General features: G+C 73.6%; 11 protein-coding genes. All 11 read right to left on the bottom strand.

The features are described from left to right. The coding region (locus AB0K25_RS24010; RefSeq protein ID WP_363822800.1) for a phosphoadenosine phosphosulfate reductase family protein at positions 1–406 on the bottom strand (406 nt) is incomplete at its 3' end. Beyond that, positions 403–1,260, bottom strand: coding sequence for a 3'(2'),5'-bisphosphate nucleotidase CysQ (locus AB0K25_RS24005; protein WP_219462970.1), 858 nt, complete (start codon positions 1,258–1,260; stop codon positions 403–405). The genes AB0K25_RS24005 and AB0K25_RS24010, both read right to left, overlap by 4 nt. A gap of 60 nt (positions 1,261–1,320) precedes the next feature. Next, positions 1,321–2,148, bottom strand: coding sequence for an ABC transporter permease (locus AB0K25_RS24000; RefSeq protein ID WP_363822793.1), 828 nt, complete (start codon positions 2,146–2,148; stop codon positions 1,321–1,323). Beyond that, positions 2,145–3,305, bottom strand: a complete 1,161-nt coding sequence (locus tag AB0K25_RS23995; protein ID WP_219462968.1) for an ABC transporter ATP-binding protein — start codon at positions 3,303–3,305, stop codon at positions 2,145–2,147. The genes AB0K25_RS24000 and AB0K25_RS23995 overlap by 4 nt, the downstream gene beginning before the upstream one ends. 83 nt (positions 3,306–3,388) lie before the next feature. Continuing rightward, on the bottom strand, positions 3,389–4,384 hold the full coding sequence (locus AB0K25_RS23990; protein ID WP_357534233.1) for a PHB depolymerase family esterase: 996 nt from the start codon (positions 4,382–4,384) through the stop codon (positions 3,389–3,391). 191 nt (positions 4,385–4,575) lie between these two features. Beyond that, complete coding sequence (locus AB0K25_RS23985) at positions 4,576–6,405, bottom strand: hypothetical protein (RefSeq protein WP_357534466.1); 1,830 nt, start codon at positions 6,403–6,405, stop codon at positions 4,576–4,578. A gap of 89 nt (positions 6,406–6,494) precedes the next feature. Then, positions 6,495–7,457, bottom strand: coding sequence for a sulfotransferase domain-containing protein (locus AB0K25_RS23980; RefSeq protein ID WP_219462966.1), 963 nt, complete (start codon positions 7,455–7,457; stop codon positions 6,495–6,497). Between the two features lie 26 nt (positions 7,458–7,483). Beyond that, the gene (locus tag AB0K25_RS23975; RefSeq protein ID WP_255598285.1) at positions 7,484–8,308 is read right to left on the bottom strand and encodes an alpha/beta hydrolase; all 825 of its coding nucleotides are present in this window, start codon (positions 8,306–8,308) and stop codon (positions 7,484–7,486) included. A gap of 2 nt (positions 8,309–8,310) precedes the next feature. Next, positions 8,311–8,619 (bottom strand): acyl carrier protein, encoded by a 309-nt coding sequence (locus AB0K25_RS23970; RefSeq protein ID WP_208566792.1) that lies wholly within the window; start codon positions 8,617–8,619, stop codon positions 8,311–8,313. 59 nt (positions 8,620–8,678) lie between these two features. Further along, on the bottom strand, positions 8,679–13,667 hold the full coding sequence (locus tag AB0K25_RS23965) for a type I polyketide synthase (RefSeq protein ID WP_219462962.1): 4,989 nt from the start codon (positions 13,665–13,667) through the stop codon (positions 8,679–8,681). 52 nt (positions 13,668–13,719) lie between these two features. Continuing rightward, positions 13,720–21,618, bottom strand: a complete 7,899-nt coding sequence (locus tag AB0K25_RS23960) for an SDR family NAD(P)-dependent oxidoreductase (protein ID WP_363822787.1) — start codon at positions 21,616–21,618, stop codon at positions 13,720–13,722. Positions 21,619–22,352: the final 734 nt, after the last annotated feature.

Here is a 22,352-nt window from a genome sequence, read left to right as displayed (position 1 = left end):
CACCGAACAACGCGTCGAACCGGTGCTTCTCCACCGCGTCCAACAACACCGGCGTCTGGATCCGGTTCCGCATCCCGTCACCGGACTCGCGGACCAGGCCCCGGGTGAGCGCCTCCGGGACACTCGCCACGATGAGGTGCAGACCCAACTCGGTCACCCGCTGGTCGCGGTAGTCGAGCACCTCGGGGAAGTTGTGCCCGGTGTCGACGTGCATCACCGGAAACGGGATGCCGGCCGGGGCGAACGCCTTCTGCGCCAGGCGCAGCATCACGATCGAGTCCTTGCCACCGGAGAAGAGCAGCACCGGCCGCTCCATCTCGGCGACCACCTCACGCATCACGAAGATGCTCTCCGCCTCCAGTTCGTCGAGCTGGGAGACCTGGTACGCAGCCGATCCGCTGCTCATCTCGGGTCCTTTCCGGGGTGGGGGACGGGGGAACCGGACGGGACCGCCGTGCCGGCCAGCTGCCGTCGCAGCGCGGCCAGCAGCGGCCCGGCCAGCTCGTCGCGACAGACCAGCAGGTCGGGCAGCCGGGGGTCCGCCTCGTTGTAGGTCAGCGGGGAACCGTCGATGCGGGACGCGTGCAACCCGGCGGCCGTGGCCACCGCCACCGGTGCGGCGGAGTCCCACTCGTACTGGCCGCCGGCGTGGATGTAGGCGTCCACCTCACCGGTCACCACCGCCGCGATCTTCGCCCCCGCCGAACCCATCGGCACCAGTTCCGCGCCGACCTCCTCGGCCAGCGCGGCCAGGAACGCGGGGGGACGGCTGCGGCTGGCCGCGAGCCGGATCACCCCGCCAGGCGGGGGCGGCGGTGCGGTGGGATCGTCGGTGGCCAGCACCCGACTCTGCGCCGGCAACCCGACCGCCCCGGCGACCAACCCGTGCGGGGTGGCCGCGTCGCGGGCCCAGAGCGCCACGTGCACCGCCCAGTCGGCACGCCCCGGCTCGGAGAACTCCCGGGTGCCGTCCAACGGGTCGACGATCCACACCCGGTCGGCGGTCCGGCGGGACACCGGGTCCCCGCCGTCGACCAGCCGCGAGCCCTCGTCCTCCTCGGACAACACCGCGTCGGCGGGCCGCCACCGGGCCAGCTCGGCCCGGAGGAAGTCGTGCGACGCCCGGTCACCGGCGGCCTTCAACGCGGCGGGATCGGCGTGACCGTGGGTGGCACGTACCCGGAGCAGCAGTTCACCGGCGAGGACGGCGAGCCGGCGGGCGAGCGCCGCGTCGGATTCGGCGATGGTGGGGTCAACCATGGCAACTCCTCGACCTGTCGGGAACGGGCGTGGTGCGGGTGCGGTGCCGGGCGCGGCTGGTCACTGGATCGCCCGACGGTTGAAGCAGCGGACACTGACCCAGGTCAGCACGACGGCCACCCCGGTCAGCACGGTCAGGCACACCCACCCCGGCAGGTGCGGCACGCCGGGCAGCAACGCCCCGCGCACCCCCTCCGAGACGTACGTCATCGGGTTGAGCGCGGTGACCACCTGGTACCAGGGCACCGACGACAGCCGGGGCCACGGGTAGTGGATGCAGCCGGTCCAGATGATCGGGGTGAGGATCACCGAGAAGGTCACGTTGATCCGCTGCACCGGCAGGGTGGTGGCCAGGCTCATCCCGATCGCCCCGCCGATCCACGCCCCGAGCAGCGCCACCACGAACGCCAGCGGCAGCCCCGCCGGCCGCCACGGCGCGGAACCGACCATCAGCGCCCCGAGCGGATAGATCAGCACGGCCGCGAGCAGCCCCCGGATGGTGGCGATCACCAGCTTGCCGATCGCGACGTACCCGGTCGGCAGCGGCGCCATCAACCGGTCCTCGATCTCCATGGTGAAGCCGAACTCCTTCACCAGCGGCAGGGCCACGCTCTGCAACGCGGTGGTGAGAGCGGCCAGCGCGATGATGCCGGGCAGGAAGACGTCGGCGAAGCCGCGCCCGACGAGGCCCTGGCTGCCCAGGACGGTGTCGAAGACGAAGAGCATGAACAGCGGCGTCAACCCGACCTGCACCAGGATGACCCACAGTTCCCGGCCGGTGACCATCAGGTCGCGGCGCAGCACCGCGGCGAACACCCGCCCGGTGCCGGGGCGGGAGCGCGGCTGGGTGGCCGGGCGCAGTGGGGTCGGGGTGTCGAGAGCGGTCACCTCGGTTGCCTTCCGGTGAGTTCGATGAAGACGTCCTCCAGGCTGGGTTCGCTGATGTCGACCGCGTTGACCGCCGCCGACCGGGCGGCCAGCGCGGCCACCGCCGGGCCGAGCAGGGTGGCGGCATCGCCGGCCAGGTGCAGGCGGATGCGCAGCCGGCCCCGGCCGCCGTTGCCCGCAGCGCCGCCGCCGCGCCCCAGCAGACCCGCCCCGGCCAGGGCGGCCAACCGGCCGCCACCGGGCCGCCCACCACCACCGGCGGCGAGCGCGGCCAACATCGCGGCACCACCCGCACCGACACCGGCCAGCCCGCCCGGTCGCCCGCCGGGCGGGCCGGTCGGCGTCGCCAGCCGTTCCGCCTTGCGTACGCCGGTCAGCTCGCCCAGGGCGGCGCAGAGCGCGTCCGGGTCGTCCCCGCCGGCCGGGGTGACCGTGAGGTCGAGCAGCGCGTCCCCGGCCAGGCCCCGGACCAGGTTGGTGGGGGTGTCGAGGGTGAGCAGCCGGCCGTGGTCGACGATGCCGACCCGGTCGACCACCCGGGCCGCCTCGTTCATCGCGTGGGTGGTCAGCACGATCGCCACCCCGCGGGCCCGCAGCTCGCGCAGCTGCCCCCAGATCAACAGGCGGGTCTGCGGGTCGAGGGCGTTGGTCGGCTCGTCGAGGAAGAGCACCGTCGGCTCGTGGGTCAGCGCCCGGGCGATCATCAACCGCTGCGCCATCCCGCCCGAGTACGCCTCGATCCGCCGGTCGGCCCGTTCGGTGAGACCGAACCGCTCCAGCAACTCCGCGGCGCGGGCCTGCGCCTCCCGACGTCGTACCCCGTGGTAGGTGGCGTGGTAGACCAGGTTCTGCCGGGGGGTCAGGGCCCGGTCCAGGTTGTTGTGCTGCGGCACCACGGCCAGCTGGGCGCGGGCGGCGGCCGGGTCCCGGCCCACGTCGACCCCACCGACCACCACCCGGCCGCCGGTGGCCCGCAGCCGGGTGGTCAGGATGCCGACGGTGGTGGACTTGCCGGCCCCGTTCGGCCCGAACAGCCCGAAGATCTCGCCCGGCGCGACGGTGAACGACAGCCCGTCCACCGCGTTGGTGTCCGCGCGGGGATAACGCTTGACGAGGTCGTCGACCTCGACCACTGCCGGCCCGTCTCTGCTGGGCATCTCAACTCCTGTCCTGTGGGGTGCGGGTACCGACCCCGGCCGGCGGGTGGTGCCGTCAGCAGCCGGGGCCGGTGGTGGTGCCGTCAGCCGCCGGAGGGCTGGGGGTGCGCGGCGAAGAACCGCCAGATGGTGTCGGTGGCGTTCAGCGCGGTGGAGGGGGGATCGAGGTCGAGCAGTTTCTCCGCCCGGGGCGGGTTGGGCCGTCCGCCGGGCCACTGGTGTCCCGCGTCGGCGACGGTGATCAGCTCGACGGCGCGGCCCTGGGCGCAGTTCGCCGTCGTGCGGGTGACCGGCCCGTCGGTGGTCACCTTCGGTGCGCCACAGGAGTCGACGGAGCGCCAGCGGGCGGCCAGTTCGGTGGTGGGCGGACCGTCGATCTTGACCGGGTTGCGGCCGGTGCCGCCGTTGTCCCGGCGGCCGGGGCCACCGGCGTACGGCATGGTCTGGTCCTGGCGGCCGTGGATGTGCAGCACCGAGACCGGTTTCGGATCGGCGCACTGCCCGGTGAGGGTGCTGGCCACCGCGCCGATCGCGGCGAACGTCGTGGTGTCGCAGACCAGCTTGTACGCCAGCAGCCCGCCGTTGGAGATCCCGGTGACGTAGCGGCGGGCCGGGTCGACCGGCAGCTCCCGGCCGACGGTGGTGACCAGTTCGGTGATGAAGCCGACGTCGTCGACGCCCTCCCGGGCGGGTGCGCCGCAGCACTGTGGACCGATGGCCCAGGCCCGGTTCAGCCCGTCCGGGAACAGCACCAGGAAGCCGTCCCGGTCGGCCTGGGCCGTCCAGCCGTACGCCTGCTCGGCCTGCTCGCCGGTGCCGGCCGCGCCGTGCAGCATCACCACCAGCGGGACCGGCCCGCTGAGGTCGGCCGAGGCGGGCCGGTAGAGCCGGTAGCTGCGTTCCCGCCCGTCCACGGTGATGGTGTGCGTGGAGCTGCCGACGGCGACGTCCGGCCGGGCGTCGGCGGAGGGTGCGGCGCTGGCGGGCGGGGTGGTGCCGCCGGTGGGCGTGGCGTCCTCGCGGCGGGGGCTGCATCCGGCGGGGGCGGTCAGCGCGACGAGCAGGGCGAGCGCCCCCACGAGCCGACGAGCCGACCGGCCCGGCCGGGCGGAGTGCTGCCCGACTTCAGGGCGAAAAACGGTAAAAGGCATCATATCAATACTTTCGCCCGGGAATGTTCGAGCAACGTCAGGGACGCGCCAGGATTGGGCAAGGGACGGCGGAGGCCGCCGGCCCGGCGACGACGCGGTCACCGGGCCGACGCCTCAGCTCAGTAGCCCCGGAGCCGGAGCAGTTCCCAACCACCCTCGGGGACGTCGTCGGTCGGGTCCGCCCGCAGGTTCATCGGGTTCGCCATCCCCAGATAGAGGGTGGGACCGTCGGCGACCATGTTGCGGATGCCGTAGTTCAGGTAGTTGCCCAACCCGGTGTTGTCCACCGTCGTCGCCGGCTTCGTCGGCGACGAGAAGGCGTACAGGTCACCGCCGTAGACCGCCTCCGGCAGGGCACTGGAGCGCATCCCGGCCGCGTCCATCGGCGCCCGGGCCAGGTCGTCGGCCAACGCCGGTGACAGGCCCAACTCGGCGGCGGTCTCCTTGCCCAGCTCCTTGGCCAGGTAGCTCCAGTCCATCGTGCCGACGTACAGCTTCCCGCCGGCCACCACCATCTTCCAGGTGTAGTTGTTGTACGGGTTACCGAAACCGGGCGGGCCGAACTTCGGCGTCTGGTGCGTCGGCTGCAACGCCCACGCCCCGACCCCGTTGTTGGCCGCCGGGTCGAACGCGGGCAGCTCGGTCGCGCCGTACAGCAGCTCGACCTTCTCGAAGTGGGAGCCGAAGTTGCGGCCCCGGTAGATGCTGATCGACCGCTGGGTGTTCTGGATGGTGGCCTGCGCCGCCGCCTCGTCCACCGGCGGGTAGGTCGACATGTGCACCGTGGTCGCCTTCATCGGCACGTGCATCGTGCCCCAGTACAGGAAACCGCCGTAGGAGGCCAGGCCACCCAGGGCGTACGCGCGGGCCACCACCGGGTCCGGCTCGTACTCCGACACGTTCCACACCTGCTGCCAGCCGTCGGCGTCCTCCGGGTTGAGCCCCGGGGCGCCCGAGGCCAGCAGCGGGCTCATCCAGACCGCGGCGATGCTCGGCGGCGGGGCGGCCGAACCAGCCGTCGGGCCGGCCAGCTCGGCGTCGGAGCCCGGCCAGGTGGTGACGAACAGCCGCCCCTGGTGGACGGTGAGGTCGGCGGCCTGCGCCGGCAGGTTCGCCACCACCGTGAACGCGAACGGGTCGGACTTGCTGCCCGTCCAGCGCAGCACGTTGCCGCGCTCACCCCCGTTGGCCCCGACACCCACCCCGGCGTACAGGGCGTCACCGGCCACCGTGAAGTGCCGGATGTTGCCGTACATGGGGAAGTTGCGGGAGCCGAGGAACGCGCCGGTGTCGGTGTCGAACGCGAACAGGTTGACGCTGGTGCCCAGCGCCGGGCCGCCCAGCAGGGCCACCCCGTTGAAGCTGCCGGCCGCCCGGATGCCCGCGGTGGTCTGCAACCGGTTCGAGTCCTCGGTGGAGGCCGCCTTCACCAGGTCGGTCTTCTCGGTCAGCTTGTTGGCGCGGGTGTCATAGGTGTACAGGCGCGGCTGACGGTGGTCACCGAGGATCGGCGGCAACTGCGGGTTGCGCTTGGCGACCTGGCTCTCGCCGTACTCGCAGACCCAGTCGTCGTTGACCGTCGGGGTGGTGTTGCGCAGGGCCCGTCCGCTGGTCAGGCAGTTGACGTTCGCTCCGGTGCCGAACCACAGCATCTTGCCGACCCGGGTCATCCCCCACAGGTACGCCTGGTTGACCTTGGTCTTGCCCTCGGCGCACGGCGGCCCGGCCGGGTACGGCAGCCCGATCCCGGCGAAGCACTCGTCCGGCTGAGCCTTGGCGAGCAGTTGCGGGCTGCTCTGCTGCGCGCCGGCCGCGCTGGCCGCGCTGCCGGGGTCGGCGGCGTCGAGTGGCGCACCGAGCGCCGCCGAGGGAACCGCCAACACCGACCCGAGTCCGAGTACGGCGACGGCGGTCGACAACCGCCGTGCGGAGAACCGGAGTGGATTCACCAACAATCTCTCTTTCGAAGGAAGGTGGACACCCGTTCCCGGGCCCGGCGGACCGGACCCGGTAGCGGGCAGGGACACACAGGGACCGCCTAGACGGCGGCGGGCAGCTTCCGGGGCGCCGGGGCGACGACCCGCGACGCCATCCGCTCGGCCCACCCGGACGGGTCGGGGAAGTCCAGGAACCGGCCGAGACCGGTCAGCTCGGCCACCGGGTCGGCGACCAGGTCCTCGTAGGACATCCGCAGCAGGTGCGCCGGGGGCACGTCCCGCAGCGCCTGGTCGGCCTGGCTGCTCATGAAGGCGCACAACCCGAGGTAACGGCGCAGGTCCTGGCCCCGCTCGCGCAGCGCGTCGGCGGTCAACCGGTCCGGCAGGTACGGCTGGAGGTCCTCCGGCACCGCCTGGTCCGCGCCGACCCGGAACGGGTCCAGACCGCACCGGCCGAGGAACTCCACCCGCAACTGGATGAGCTGGAACGACGAGTGCCGGCTCATCGACCGGGCGGTGTCCTCCCAGCTGCGGGTCAGGTAGACGACCTTGCAGTCCGGGAACCCCCGCAGCAGGTACGGCGCCACGTGGCTGGAGCCGCCGGAGCGTTCCACCCACCGGGTCTTGCCGGTCAGCACGGCGAGCAGATCCAGGAAGTCGTGGTGGTGCTGGGCCACCGTCTGGGTGCGGAACTGCGGCACCCGCTCGGCGAGCTGGTCGAACAGCGCATCGGGGTCGGGGGTCAGCTTCGACAGCGTGATCGCCAGGATGCGGGGCAGCTCGGTGAGCCGGTCGGCCCACCGGCCCGTGGCCGGGTAACGGACCTCCTTCGGCGGCAGGCCGATCCGGAACAGCGTGGACAGCTCCGCCTTGGGGCTGGCCAGCACCGCCCAGTATTCGGCGCCGGTGAGCACCTCGGCACTGCGCGCCCACGGCGCGACCGACATGAAGAACTCCTGGGCCGACAGGGTGTCCGGCTCCTCGTGGATCAGGTCGGACAGCAGCGTGGAGCCGCACCGACCGTTGCTGATGATGATCGACCGGCCGGTGATCGGGGTGTCCATCGGTACTCCTCCTGCGTGTCGCGTCGTCATGCTGTGGTGGGTTGGGCCACGTCGAGTGAGCAGTCCTCGGCGAGCCAGGCGAAGACCTGCCGGCGCACCTCCTCCGGCCGGTCGATCAGCACCGTGTGCCGCTGGTCGGGCAGCACCACGACCCGGGTCTGCGGCAGCAGCCCGCGTACCGTCGGGGCCAGCTCCACCACCGCCGAGTCGCCGCCGTAGAGGCAGAGCACCGGGCAGTCGATCGCGGCCAGCGCCCCGGCCGTCGGCAGCGGGCTCGCCGGCAACTCCTGCGCCAGACTGGTGTCGGTGAGCATCCGGTGCGTCTCGGCGGCCCGTTGGGCGGCGACCCGGCCCCGCCGGGCTCCGATCTCGGTGACCGCCCCGGCCCGGGGCAGCCGGTCGGCGACCCGGGCCAGCCGCTCACGGACCCGGCGCATCCACTCCGGGACCGGTGGCGCGGACTCCACGGTCACGATGCCGGCCACCCGTTCGGGGTGCCGGGCGGCGTACCCGAACGCGATGGTCCCGCCGAACGAGTTGCCCAGCAACAGCAGCGGCCCGGTGACGTCCAGGGCGGCCAGCAGCTCCGCCAGGTCGTCGACGAAGTCGTCCAGGGCGTACCCGGTGGCGGGGCGCTCGCTGCGCCCGTGGCCGCGCAGGTCGTACAGGACGGTCGGGAAGCCGGCCCGGGACAGCGGCTCGGCCAGGGTGAAGTACCAGCTCGCCATGGTGTCCGAGGCCATCCCGTGGATCAGCACGGCGGTCGGCGTCGGCCCGGTCCGGCCGTCGACGGCCGGACCGGGGGGATCGAGCCGCTGCGTGTGCAGGGTGATCCCGTTCGCCCGGACCATGGTCACCGGCTGCCCGCCCCGACCTCGTCGGCCTGCCCCAGCGACTCGGCGATGTGCGTGACGAGCTGGCCGACCTTCAACTCCCGGACGGTCTCCAGGTCCAGCTTGGCGACGAAGTGGGCGAAGTTCACCGTGTCGCCGTAGCGGGACTGGAGCCGACCGGCGAGCGCGACCACGTCGATGCTCTCCATCCCCAGGTCACCGGAGAACGTGGTGTCCATGGTGACCACCTGGTCGTCGGCGAAGTCGCCCAGTACGGCGTCGATCATCTCGGTGAGCTCGGCGAGGATGGTGTCCTGGGCCGCGGGCATGATCGTTGCTCCTTCTGCTGATCGGATGGGTTGGGCGGTGCTGCGCACCGGGTGCCGGGTCACGGCCGGGACACCCCGGGCGGGGTGGCGGGTGCCGGCTCCGGCCCCCAGGTCCAGGCCACGACGTAACGGCGCGGCGGGAGGTCCTCGGGGTTGGCCACGTCCCGGTGACCGACCCGGTAGGCCCGTCCGCCGATCTGGACGGTCATCCCGACGTCGGTGGCCGAGTAGACCCGGAACCGGCGCGGCGAGCCGTCCAGCCCGGTGCCCTCGGCCTTGGCGACCGCCTCCTTGGCCGCCCAGAACCGGGTGAACCACAACCGCCGGGCCTCGACGTCCGTGCCGGCGAGGGAGGTCAGCAGGGTCAGCTCGGCCGGGGTGAGGGCGAAGGTGAAGGTGCTCTCCGGGTGCTCGGTGACCTCCGCGACGTCGATGCCGACGCCGGGGGACCCGGGCACCGCGTCGGGTGCCCGGCGGCGGGCGATCGCCACCCCGATCTCCGCGCAGTGCGCCAGCGAGACGTCACAGTCGCCGAGGCCCCGGCCGGGCCGCCCACGCACCCACGGCCGGCCGTCGGGGTCGTTGCCGACGGTCAGCTCGATCGGGTAGATGTCGGTGTGGCCGTCCTCCCAGAGCCGGGCCCGCACCGCGTCCTTGGCCGCGATCCGACCCAGCATCCACTGCTTGCGGGTCTTGGCCGGGTGCCGCTCGTACTCGGCGTAGGCGGCCCCGCCGAGGATGCCCCGGGCGGCCATGCCCCGGGTGACCAGGTCGGTCCAGCAGTCGAAGGCCATCGTCCAGCCCTCGGGCTGCAACAGCGACATCGGGTGCCGCTCGGGGAACCGTTCCGCGACCCGGGCCTGCGGGTGGCTGTCGAACCGCCGGTCCACCGCCCCCTCGATCTCCGACCACACCCGGCCCTGGTAACTGAGCTGGGTGTCGGCGACGAGCTTGCCGTCGTCGATGACGCGGACCCGGGCGACGCACTCGAACGCCCGGCCGGCCGGCGGTGGCGGACCGTAGAACCGCACCTGGCCGAGACCGACCGGCAGCGCGACGGTCCGGAACGGCTGGGTGGTGATCAGCCAGTTGCCGATGAGCTGCAGGGCGTTGTCCAGCAGCGCACCCGGGGGCACCGGTGCGGTGACGATGCCGCGTACGTGCATGTCGCCGAGCGCGTGCACCTCGGTCACGCCCTGGAACTGCGGGCCGTGGAACATGAGCCGCTCCGCGTACATCTCGGCGGCGCCGAGGGTGGGCGGGCGTTCGGTGGCCGGGTCGTGGGTCCAGACCGGCGGCGGCGTCGGGTACGCCGTGCCGACCTCGATGGTCGCCCGGGCGTACCCGGCGAAGGCGACCGCGTACCGGTTCGGGCCGGCCGCGCGGACCACGATCTCCACGTCGGTGGCCGGTTCGGCGATCAGCCACCGGTTGAACTTGGCGTCGTGCACCGCCACCACCGGGACGCCGGGCACCAGCTGCTCCACGGCCTCCATCATGTGCGCGACCAGGGCGGTCGCCGGCACCACCGGCCACCGGTCCTCCGGGTCCGGCCAGTCGTCGGGCTGCACGAAGAAGCAGTGGTCCAGCAGGTAGGGCATGGTTTCCAGGGAGATCCGCCGGGTGATCCGACCGATCTCCGCGCCGACCGCTGCGACGGTCGCCGGGCGGACCGGGGCGGCCGGCGTCACCGGCCGGTTGCCGGTCGGCACGGTGGCGGTCTGCGCCGTCGGCACGGTGGGCGTCTTCGCCATCGGCGTGGTGGGCGGCATCCCGGTCGGCGTGGTGGGTGGCCGCCCGGTGGGGGCGGTCGCGGGTCGGGCCGACGTCGCGGTGCCGTTGCCACCGGTGGCCGTCGGGGCGTCGGCCGTGCCCCGGGTGTTCTCCCGCAGCAGGGCGGCGAGTTCGGCGGCGGCGCTGGAACCGCCGGAGAGCCGGTGCAGCGCGTCCAGCGCGGCGGCCGGAGCACCGGCCGGCGTGGCGGCGGCCGGCTGTCCGGCCACCCGGGCGACCGGGACCGGTGCGGCCGTCGGTGCCACGGCCGGCGGCGGTGCGGTGACCGGCGGCGGTGCGGCGGCGGGTCGGGCGACCGCAGCGGGCACGGCAGCCGGCGGGGTGATTGTGGTCGGCCGGGTGACCGCAGCGGGCACGGCGGTCGGCCGGGTGACCGTGGCGGGCACCACGGCCGGCCGGGCCGCGCCGTTTCCGTTGCCCGGGGTGGACAGCGGAGCGTCCTGCGACGCGGTCACGCCGAGCAGGCCGGCGGCGTCCGCGCCGAGGCGGACCAGCGGCCCGCCGAGGTCGAGCTTCATCCGGGGACCGCGTCGGCCGGTGCCCACCCCGGGCTTCGCCGGGCCGTCGGTGCCGGCCGCATCCGGGGTACGGCGCTGCGTCGTGGCCGCCGTCCGATCGGCCGGGGTCAGCGCGCCCAGATCCGGGGAGGCCCCCTCCACCCACAGGGCGGTGGCGACCCGGCGCAGCTGGTTCAACCCGCTGCGGTGCGCGGTGTTCACCGGCATCGCCAGATGGTCGCGCCCGCGCAGGTTGTCCCCGATCAGCGAGGCGAGCTGCCCCGCGCCGACCTGGAGGAACACCCGGAACCCGGCGGCGTACATCGCCTCCACGGTCTGCCGGAACCAGACCGGCTCCATCATGTGCCGGACGAAGATCCGGTTGACCTCCTCCTCGTCGGCGGGGAACGGCGCGTGCAGGGTCGCCGACCAGACCGGCATCCGGGTCGGGTGCACCTCCCAGCGGCCCAGGGCGGCACCGATCGAGGTGAGCCCGTCGGCGAAGGCGGGGGTGTGGAACGCCGACCGGAACGGCAGCTTCTGGCACAGGATGTTGCGGGTACGCAGCGCCTCGACGAGCCGGTCGACCTGCGGCTCCGGCCCGTTGACCACCGACTGCGCCGGAGCGTTGTCGTGCGACAGGACCACCCCCGGGTAGTCGCCGAGCAGCGGGGCGACCCGGTCCGCGCCGGCCCCGACGGCGGCGAAGACGTAGCCGGAGACCTCCACCGAGTCGGCGTTGAACAGGTCGAGGAACTCGTCCATCGCGGCGGTGCTGATCTGGCCGCTGACCGCGGCGGCGGTCCACTCGCCGATGCTGTGCCCGGCGACCGCGTCGGGTCGTACGCTCATCCGGGCCAGGGCGTCGTCGAGCAGCTTGCCCACCTCGATCAGGCCGGCGCCGTGCCGGCCCAGGTCGGCGGCGGACCACTCGCGGTCCGGCAGGCCGAAGTGGGCGGCCAGGTCGGCGGTGCGGGGGGCGAACTCCGCCTCCAGGCCGGGGAAGACGAAGGCGAGCTTGCCCGCCCCCGGGCCGAGCAGCGGCCGGGGACTGAACCAGATGTCCCGCCCGCCCCGCCACGCCTGCCCCCGGGCAACCGTCTTGCGGGCCACCGCGAGCAGCTTGTCCGTCGGGTTGACGATGCCCAGCCGGGTCTGCGGCGGGGCCTCCCCGCCGGAGCGGGCGGCCAGCTCGACGCCGATCCGGCGTACCTCCTGGTCGTCGCGGTCCAGCAGGTCGGCGAGCCCGGCCGGGTCCGACGCGGCCAGCCAGAGCACCTGGTCCGGCTCGTCGACGACGGCCCGGCCGGCGGCCGGGGCGGTCAGCCCCACCACCGGCTCGCCCACCGACACCGGGGCCTGCTCGATGATCAGGTGGGCGTTGATCCCACCGAACCCGAACGCGTTGACGCCGGCCCGGCGCGGCCCGTCGCTCTCCCACGGCCGGGCGGTGTCGATCGGCGCGAACCGGGTCGCCGCCATCTCCTTGCGCGGCGTCTCGCAGTGCAGGGTGGGCGGCAGCACCCCCCGGTGCACGGCGAGCGCGGCCTTGATCAGGCCGGCCACCCCGGCGGCCGGCATGGTGTGCCCGATCATCGACTTCACCGAGCCGATCACCGGACGCGGCCCACCGGTGTACGGGCCGAACACCTCCGCCACCGTGGTCAGCTCGGCGGCGTCCCCGGTCGGGGTGCCGGTGCCGTGCGCCTCCAGCAGCCCCAACGCGTCGGGGGCGGTCGGGTCGAGCCCGGCGGCCTCCCAGGCCCGGCGGATCGCCAGCACCTGACCGGAGACCGCCGGGTTGAACATGCTCGCCGACTTGCCGTCGCTGGACACCCCGCTGCCCCGGATCACCGCGTAGACCCGGTCGCCGTCGCGCACCGCGTCGGCGTACCGCTTGAGCACCACCACACCGGTGCCCTCGCCGATCAGCAGGCCGTCGGCGGCGGCGTCGAACGGCCGGATCTCCCCCTGCCGGGACAACGCCCGGAGCTGGTTGAACACCGACCAGAAGCTGATGTCGTGGACGTGGTGCACGCCACCGGCGAGCACCGCGTCGAGCCGACCGTTGACCAGCTCGGTGATGCCCTGGTCGACGGCGATCAGCGACGAGGCGCAGGCGGCGTCGATGGTGTACGCCGGGCCGCGCAGGTCGAGCCGGTTGGCCACCCGGGAGGCGGCCAGGTTGGGCACCAGACCGATCGTCCCCTCCGGCTGGTACGGCCCGAGCCGCTCGTCGAACTTCTTGCGCAGCAGCTCCAACCGGGCCGGGTCGACATCGGGGATCAGCTCCCGCAGGATGCTGACGACCTGGCTGGACATCCGCACCCGCTGGGCGTAGCGGGCCTGGGCGGGGCTGAGGATGCCACCCCGGCCGAGGATCACGCCGATCCGGTCGCGGGCCGGGAGCCGGTCGCCGCCGCCCGCGTCGTCGATCGCCGCGGCGGCCACCTCCAGCGTGATCAGCTGGTCCGGCTCGATGTCGCCGACGGAGGCCGGCATCACTCCGAACCGCAGCGGCTCGAAGGTGGCGTACTCGTCGACGAACCCGCCGCGCCGGCAGTACATCCGGTCGGCCCGGTGGGACTGCTCCGGGTCGTAGAACTCCTCGTCCCAACGGTGCGCGGGGACGTCGGTGATCGCGTCGACCCCGCCGATCAGGTTGCGCCAGTAGCTTTCCAGGTCACCGGCGGAGGGCATCAGGGCGGCCATCCCGACGATCGCGATCTGGCCGGGCGCAGCGGCGCCGTTGTTCATCGGTTCCTCCGACGGATGGGGCGGGTGGGGGCGGGACGAGGCATCGACACCCTCACCACCCGGAGGCGGTGTAGACGACCGAGGTGACCGACGGGTCGGCCCAGGCCAGCTCGCGCAGCAGGGCCAGCGCGCCCTCCTCCGGGTCGATCAGGCCGATGCCGCGCCGGGCGTACTCCCGGCTCAGTTCGGCGGTGACCATGCCGCCGTGGCCGACGCCCGGGGCCCACGGACCCCAGTGGACGGTCACGCAGCGCACCCCGGTCCGGGCGGCGTACCGGGTGCCGATGGCGTCCAGCGCGTCGTTGGCCGCCGCGTAGTCGGCCTGGCCCCGGTTGCCGTAGGCGGCGGCGATGCTGCCGAAGAAGACCAGGAACCGCGGCGCGGTGGGCAACGCGTCGAGGCCGGCCAGCAGGCCCCGCGCCCCGTCGACCTTGGTGTCGAAGACCCGGGTGAACGACGCCGGGTCCTTCTCGGCGATCAGCTTGTCCTCGATGATCCCGGCGGCGTAGACCACGCCGTCGAGGCGGCCGTACTCGGCGTGGATGCCGGCCAGCAGCGAGCTGGTCGCCGCCGCGTCCCGGACGTCCAGGGCGTGGTAGCGGACCTCACCGCCCAGCTCGGTCAGCTCGGCGATGGTCGCGGTCACCTCCCGGGCCGCCAGGATCGCCTGCGCGGTGCGGGAGATCTCGGCCGGCGAGGACGACCCGCGCCGGGCCAGCACACCGACGAGCGCGGCGCGGTCGGTGGCGGCGGCCAGCTCCGGGTCCTGGGGTCCGGTCGGCAACGGGGTACGGCCGACCAGTTCGATGCGGCAGCCGGTGGCGGAGGCGAGCGCCCGGGCGAACCACGGGGTGATGCCCCGCGCCCCACCGATCAGCACCACCACCGAGTCGCGTTCCAGGCCGATCGCGGCCGCCTCGGAGACCCCGTCACCGGCCGGTCCGGCACCCCCGGCGGCCAGCGCGCCCAGTTCGACCGGGACCAGGTCGGCGACGTACCGGTCGGTGCCGCGTCGGGCGACCACCGGGGCGTCGGAGGCGGTGAGCAGTTCGTCGAGGAGTTGCCGGGCGAGGACCTCCGGCGACGCGGCCGGGTCGACCGCCACGAAGCGGGCGGTCAGCCCCGGGTACTCCCGGGCGATCGTGCGGAACAGGCCGGGCATGCCGTCGGCCGCGCCGGTGACGTCCTGTGCCCCGGCGGCGAGCAGCCAGCGCGGCCCGGCGGCCAGGGCCCGCTGCAACAGCGGGAACACGTCGGGCAGCAGCGGCTCGTCGAGGTTGGTCAACCCGTCGAGCACCAGCACCCCGTCGAACCCCTGGTCGGCCTGCTCGCTGTCGAGCACTCCCAGCTGGCCGCCGGCACCGTGGGCCCCGAGCAGTTCGGCCAGGTACGCCCCGACCGGGCCGCCCCCGGTGATCAGGAAGCGCATTCCGGTGAGCGTGGTGGCGGGGTCGAGCTGCTGGCCGGCCTGGGTGCTCTCCCGGGCGACCAGTCGCTTCGGTGCGATCCCCACCCCGACCTCGGTCGGCGCGGGCGGTGCGGCGGGCGGGGCGGCGACGGCGGCCGGTGCGGCGACGGTCGCCGGGGCGGGCGGTGCGGCGGCGACCGTCGGGGTGACGGTGACGGTGGCGCTCATCTTGTGGTCGAGCCAGGTGACCATGGCGCGGACGGTGCGGGCCTTGACGAGGTCTTCGAGTTCGCTCTCGTCGCCTTCGACGGCGAGGGAGAGGCGTTGGGCGACCTCGCCGGCGACTTCGGCGCGTTTGATGGAGTCGATGGAGAGGTCGGCTTCGAGGTCGAGGTCGAGTTCGATGAGGTCGACGGGGTAGCCGGTGCGCTCGCTGATGACGGTGAGGATCGCCTGCTGGAAGTCCGCGAGGCTGGCACCGGCGGGCGCGACCGGCCCGGCCGGGGCGGCGGCGGGCAGCGCCACCGGGGCGGCGGGGAGCGCCCCGGCGGGGGTGGCCGCCAGCGGGCCGGTCGTGGTGGACGAGACGTGGATGGTGCCGCTCATCTTCTGGTCGAGCCAGGTGACCATGGCGCGGACGGTGCGGGCCTTGACGAGGTCTTCGAGTTCGCTCTCGTCGCCTTCGACGCTGAGGGAGAGGCGTTGGGCGACCTCGCCGGCGACTTCGGCGCGTTTGATGGAGTCGATGGACAGGTCGGCTTCGAGGTCGAGGTCGGGCTCGATGAGGTCGACGGGGTAGCCGGTGCGCTCGCTGATCACCGCCAGGATCGCCTGCTGGAAGTCCGCTGCGGTCACGCCGACCTGGTCGCCGGAGGGCAGCGCGGCGGTCAGGGTGGCGGTGGCGGTGACCGTGCCGCTCATCTTCTCGTCGAGCCAGGTGACCATGGCGCGGACGGTGCGGGCCTTGACGAGGTCTTCGAGTTCGCTCTCGTCGCCTTCGACGCTGAGGGAGAGGCGTTGGGCGACCTCGCCGGCGACTTCGGCGCGTTTGATGGAGTCGATGGAGAGGTCGGCTTCGAGGTCGAGGTCGAGTTCGATGAGGTCGACGGGGTAGCCGGTGCGCTCGCTGATCACCGCCAGGATCGCCTGCTGGAACTCGGCGATGCCCGGCCCGGCCGGAGCCACGACCACGCCCGCCGGGGCGGCAGCCGGGACGACACCACCGACCGTGGGGAAGGAGGGCACGAGGTCCGGGGTGACCGGCGCGGGCCTTTCGATCACCGGCGCGGTGGCCAGCGCCGTGCCGCCGTTCGACGCCGCCACGGCGGGCATCGCTGCCGGAGCCGCCACGGCCCGGGGGGTCGGGGTGGGAGGCGGAGCCACCGCCGGCGTCACCGAGGGTCGGGGCGTCGCCACGGGCGTCGCCGCCGGGGCGGGCACCGGGGCCGGGGTGGGCGTCGGGGCCGGGCCGGCCGGCAGCGCCGGGTACTGCTCGACCCGGTACGTCTCGGTGGGCTGCCCGCCCACCCGACCGCCGCCGTCACCGGAGTCGCCGAGGAAGGCGAGCATCACGTCGCGTTGGGTGGCGATCATTTCCCGGGTGGTGCGCAGGTATTCGCTGAGCAGCTCGCCCCGGATGTCCCGGACGGCCGCCGGCTCGGGGACGGTGACGGTCCGGACTTCGCGGACGGTCACCGGTTCGGGGGCGCGGACGGTGCCGGTGGCGGTGCCGGGGGTGGTGGCGGTGCCGTTGGCGGGGGTCATCGACAACTCCTTGATCCGTCGGGGTGGGGTCATGCCACCGGGAAGACAGTTGCCGTGCTGGTCCCGGACGAGTTGACCGTCGACCGTCCACAGCGGACGACGACTCGGAGCGGTGGTGGTGGTGTCGTCCGCGACCCGCCCGTGGAAGAGCCAGTCGGGGCGGACCGGTGCGCCGGCGCAGGCGAGTTCGGCCACCGAGATCAGGAATCCGCGTAGCCCGTCGGACGGACCGCGTTCACAGGCGACGGTCCGGTGCGGCCGGTCGCCGAGGACCGCCTGCACCAGCCGGCTGAGCACCTGACCGGGGCCGACCTCGACGAAGAGGCGGGCGCCGGCGGCGTACATCGCCTCGACCTGCTCGACGAAGCGCACCGGTGCGCCGATCTGCTCGGCGAGGTGGTGCCGGACCTGGCCGGCGTCACCGGAGTACGGGGCGGCGGTCAGGTTCGACCAGACCGGGATCCGGGGCTCGGCGATCGGCCGGGCGGCGAGCACCTCGGCGAAGGTCTCCACCGCCCCGGCGACCACCGGGCTGTGGAAGGCACAGGCCACCGGGATGGTCCGGGCCGACAGGCCGGCCTCCTTGAGCGCGACCACCGCCGCCCGTACCTTCGCCGTCGGGCCGGAGACCACCACCTGCTGCGGCGCGTTCCGGTTGGCCAGCACCACCTCGCTGGTCAGGCCGGCCCCGGCGAGCACCTGGGCGACCTGGTCGGCGGTGGCGGTGACGGCCGCCATGGTGCCCGGGTCCTCACCGCACGCGCCGAGGATGGCCGCCGCCCGTTCCCGGCTCAGGTCGAGCAGGGTGGCCGCGTCGAACGCCCCGGCGACGCAGAGGCCGACGAGTTCGCCGTAGCTGTGGCCGGCGGTCATGTCGGGGCGGACCCCGAGCCTGCGCAGCAGGTGGTCCATGGCCAGACCGCCGATGCCGAGCACCGGTTGGGCGGTCCGGGTGTCGCGTACCCGGTCGTCCTGGGCGCGGCGGGAGTCCTGGTCGAAGGCGGCCGGCGGGAAGAGCAGCTCCGCGGCGGCCGGGTCGAGTTCGAGGTAGTGCCGCAGCTCGGGGAAGGCGACGAAGAGTTCGGCCAGCGCGCCGGGGCGCTGGCTGCCCTGGCCGGGGAAGAGGAACGCCAGCTGACCGGGCCCGACCGGGTCGACCCCGGTCGGCTGGACCAGGCCCCGGACCGGGTCGTGTTCGCCGGCCAGCGCCCGGTGCAGCAGGGTCTCCAGTTCGGCCAGGTCGCGGGCGACCACCGCGACCTGGGTCGTCCCGGGCCGGTTGGCGGCCTTGGCGGCGACCGACGCGGCCAGCTCGGCCAGCCGACCCGACCGGTTGCCGGTCCCGTCGGCGGCCAGGCTCTCCAGCAGCTGCCGGACGCCCTGGTGGGCGGCGGCCCGGTCGGTGCCCCGGAAGCAGAACAGCTCCGCCGGCCAGATCCGTTGCGCGTGCCGGGGTTCCGCCGCGTTGGGGTAGGCGCTGAGCACGACGTGGAAGTTGGTGCCGCCGAAGCCGAAGGCGCTGACCCCGGCGATCCGCTCGGCGGCCGGCACCGGCCACGGGCGGGCCTCGGTGAAGAACGCGAACGGGCTCTGCTGCGGGTGCCAGGCCGGGTTGGGTCGTTCCAGATGGATGGTGGGGGGCCGGACGCCGTGGTAGAGGGCGAGCGTCGCCTTGATCAGCCCAGCCAGGCCGGCGGCGCACTTGGTGTGCCCGATCTGGGACTTCACCGAGCCGAGCGCGCAGCTGCCCGGTTCGGCGCCGGACTCGACGAACATCCGGGTCAGCGTCTCCAGTTCGGTGCGGTCGCCGACCACCGTGCCGGTGCCGTGCGCCTCGACCAGCCCGACCTCCCGGGGGGAGATGCCGGTGCGGTGGTAGGCCCGGTCCAGGGCCCGGCGCTGCCCGTCGGGGCGCGGCGCGGTCAGGCCGAGGGCCCGCCCGTCGCTGGCCCCGCCGAGCCCCTTGATCACGCCGTAGATCCGGTCGCCGTCGCGTTCGGCGTCGGCCAGCCGTTTGAGTACGACGCAGGCGACGCCCTCGCCGAGGGCGATCCCGTCACCGGTGCTGTCGAAGGGGCGCGACCGGCCGGTGGGGGACAGCGCGTGCGCCGAGGTGAACATCAGGTAGTCGTTGACCCCGTTGTGCAGGTCGGCTCCGCCGCAGATCATCAGGTCGCTGTCCCCGGCGACCAGTTCCTTGCACGCGGCGTCCATCGCGGCCAGGGACGAGGCGCAGGCCGCGTCGATGGTGTAGTTGGGCCCGCCCAGGTCGAGCCGGTTGGCGACCCGGCCGGCGATCACGTTGGCCAGCACGCCGGGGAAGCTGTCCTCGGTGACCGTGGGCAGCAGCTCCTGCATCTGCTCGGGCACCTCACCGAGGTACGCCGGGAGCATGGTGCGCAGGGTCTGCGCGTGTCCCATGTCGCTGCCGGCCTCCGCGCCGAAGACCACGCCGGTGCGGGCGTGGTCCGCGCCGGGGGCGTCGTAGGCGTAACCGGCGTCGACCAGCGCCCGGTGGGAGACCTCCAGGGCGAGCAGTTGGGTCGGGTCGATGCTGCTCAGCGCGGCCGGCGGAATGCCGTAGCCGATGGCGTCGAAGGGCACCGGGTCGATGAACCCGCCCCACTTGGAGACGCTGATCCGGCCGGTCTGCCCCGGACCGACCTCGGGGGCGTAGTAGTGGTCGGTGTCCCAGCGGTCGGCCGGCACCTCGGTGACGGTGTCGACACCGCTGAGCACGGTACGCCAGAAGCTGTCCAGGTCGGGGGAGCCGGGCAGCATGCAGGCCATCCCGACGATGGCGATGTCCAGCGGGGCGGGCGACTCGTCGAGGTCGGCGGTCGGCGGCGTGAGCCGGGCCCGCAGCGCGTCGAGCCGGTCGGCGTGGAAGCCGCGTACCTCGGTGGTCACCTCGTCGTGCAGCGCGGCGACGGTGGTGGCGGTGTTGCGCAGTACGGCGACCTGGCCGGCCATGAACAGGCCGTCGCTGGCCTGGACGCTCTCGTCGACGGACTCGACGACGTCGCCGGAGCGGCGCAGGCCCTTGCTGGCGATCCGCAGCCGGCCGACGTTGAGCAGCTCCAACTGTTCCCACACTTCGCGGTTCTCTGCCCCGGCGCCCTCCAGTTGGTTGCGCAACTGGTGGAAGTCGTCGACGAACGGGGTGTGCAGGCAGCGGGTGGCGTGCCCGGGGGCGGTCTCCAGCAGCGCGGTGTGCTCGGCGGTGAGCGCCTCACGCTGGAACAACGGCTGGACCGCGCCGTGGGTCACGGCCTCGGCGGTGAACAGGTAGGCGGTGCCCATCAGGACGCCGACCCGGGCGCCCCGGCGGGCCAGCGGCGCGGCCATCGTGGCGACCATCGCGGCCGACCGGGCGTCGTGCACCCCACCGGCGAAGAAGACCTGGAGCTGGGCGCCGGCGGCCGGGTCGGTGTCGAGGTGCTCGTCGAGCACCGCGAGCTGGGCCTCCCACAGCGGGAAGCTCGCCCGGGGTCCGACGTGCCCGCCGCACTCGGCGCCCTCGAAGATGAACTTACGGGCGCCGGAGCGCAGGAACTGGCGCAGCAGGCCGGGGGAGGGCACGTGCAGGAAGGTGCTGATCCCCTGCTCCTCCAGGGCGCGGGCCTGCGGTGGGCGGCCACCGGCGATGATCGCGCAGGCGGGCCGGATCTCCTGGATGACCGCCAGTTGGGCGGCGCGCAGCTCCTCGGGGGCGAAACCGAGCACCCCGACGCCCCACGGGCGGTCACCGAGCTGGGCGGCGGTCTCGGTGAGCATCCGGCGGCACTGGTCGGCGGAGTTGAGGGCGAGCGCGATGAACGGCAGCGCGCCGCCGTCGGCGACGGCGGCGGCGAAGGCGGCCTCGTCGCTGACCCGGGTCATCGGGCCCTGGGCGACGGGCACCCGCACCCCGAGGGCCTCGGCCAGGGGCGCACCGGGTTGGAGCAGGTCGGCGGCGTCCGGGCCGTCGACGGCGTCGAGCATCGCCGCGCGCATGCCGCGTACGGCGGCGGCGGTGTCCGGCCAGCGGTCGGCGAAGGCGGCGGCCAGCCAGCCGTCCTGGCCGACGGGGAGCAGTTCGGCGTCGGCCTGGTGCGGCCCGCCCCGGCGGATGCCCCGGACCCCGTCGCGCAGCACGGTTTCCGAGCCGTCCATCCGCCGGATCACGGCCTGGACGTCGGCCGGGAGTTCCGACTCGGGCATCAGGGCGAGCTGGGTGTCCAGGACGACGCCGGCCGCGCCGCCGACCAGGCAGGCGCCGGCGGTCCGCGGGCCGATCCCGCCGGCCACCCAGACCGGCAGGTCGAGGGTGTCGTCGGCGACGAGCTGCTGGAGCAGGACGAACGAGCTGAGCTCGCCGACCCGGCCGCCGGCCTCCATTCCCCGGGCGATCAGCCCGTGTGCCCCGGCCGCCGCTGCGGCGTGCGCCTCGGCCCGGCTGGTGACCTCCACGAGCACCCGGTGGTGCCCGGTGATCTCGGCAAGCGGCCACGGGCTCGCCGGCTCGACCACGACCAGATCCACCCGGCCGGCCGCGGCGCGTGCCACGTCGGCGGGGGTGGCCCGGCAGCCGGCGGGCACCCGGATGCCGATCGGGTCGGCCGACCAGTTCGCCGCCCGGGTAAGTGCCCGTAACGACCAGTCGTCGCCGGCGGCCAGGTCGATGATGCCGCGCCCACCACCGGCGGTGGTGGCGGCCGTGATCCGTGGGCCGGGTTCCAGGACGCCGACAGGATTGACGACCAGGATCAGGTCACGCGTGTACGGTGCGCTACTCATCGGGCTCCCACTTCGGTCGCGAAGGATCGCGTGGTGACGGGGGGATCTGCCGGCCGAACGCCAGCGAGCGCGGTTCTGATTTGCGGCAGTCAATGTCGCGCTGAGTCACAATCTAGTGTGGCTCAGTTACATCCCGGTTAAATCCAACCGTCGGAGCCGCCGCAGTGAAGATTTCCTACCAAGGCTACCGGATATGCCCTCGGGGTCACCAGGCAAAATGTCGGCCGGTGAGCCGACGCTGTCGCCAGATCGTGCCACGGTGAGTTGCCAGTTCATTTGCGGGTTTATTTCCAAACTGTTTTCTGCTGATCGAGAACCTCCTGGTAGCAGAGATCAACTCGCCGCGCATCCCACGATGTGGAACGGGCCTTGCCATGGATTGCGGTGAACATTAAAGATCCGTATCGGCATTCTTGCCGTCATTACCCATCGATTTGATATGGCATTCGTGAGGCGAGGTGAGATTGGCTTCGATCATTAGAATCCCTGGTCGGGGGCGGGGTGTCGGTCACCCGGGCTCCCGCCTCGCCCATCGCCGCTGACCTCGGCGGTGACCACCGGCCGCGCGAAGATGCCCCGCCGGTGTCGCCGATAACGGCTCTGGGCTGGTCAAACGCCAAGCTTTGACGACAGTCGACGTACTCACTTAACGAACGTTTCACGCGCTGTCTGCCGATCCCCCTCCTGCGGGTCGGCGCAAGCGATCTGCGGGGGATTCCGCCAGCGGTGCCCAC

It is taken from the genome of Micromonospora sp. NPDC049257 (assembly GCF_040678915.1).
Lineage (GTDB): Bacteria > Actinomycetota > Actinomycetes > Mycobacteriales > Micromonosporaceae > Micromonospora > Micromonospora antibiotica.
Note: the sequence above shows the minus strand (reverse complement) of the source record. Positions and strands in the feature narration are given on the sequence as shown.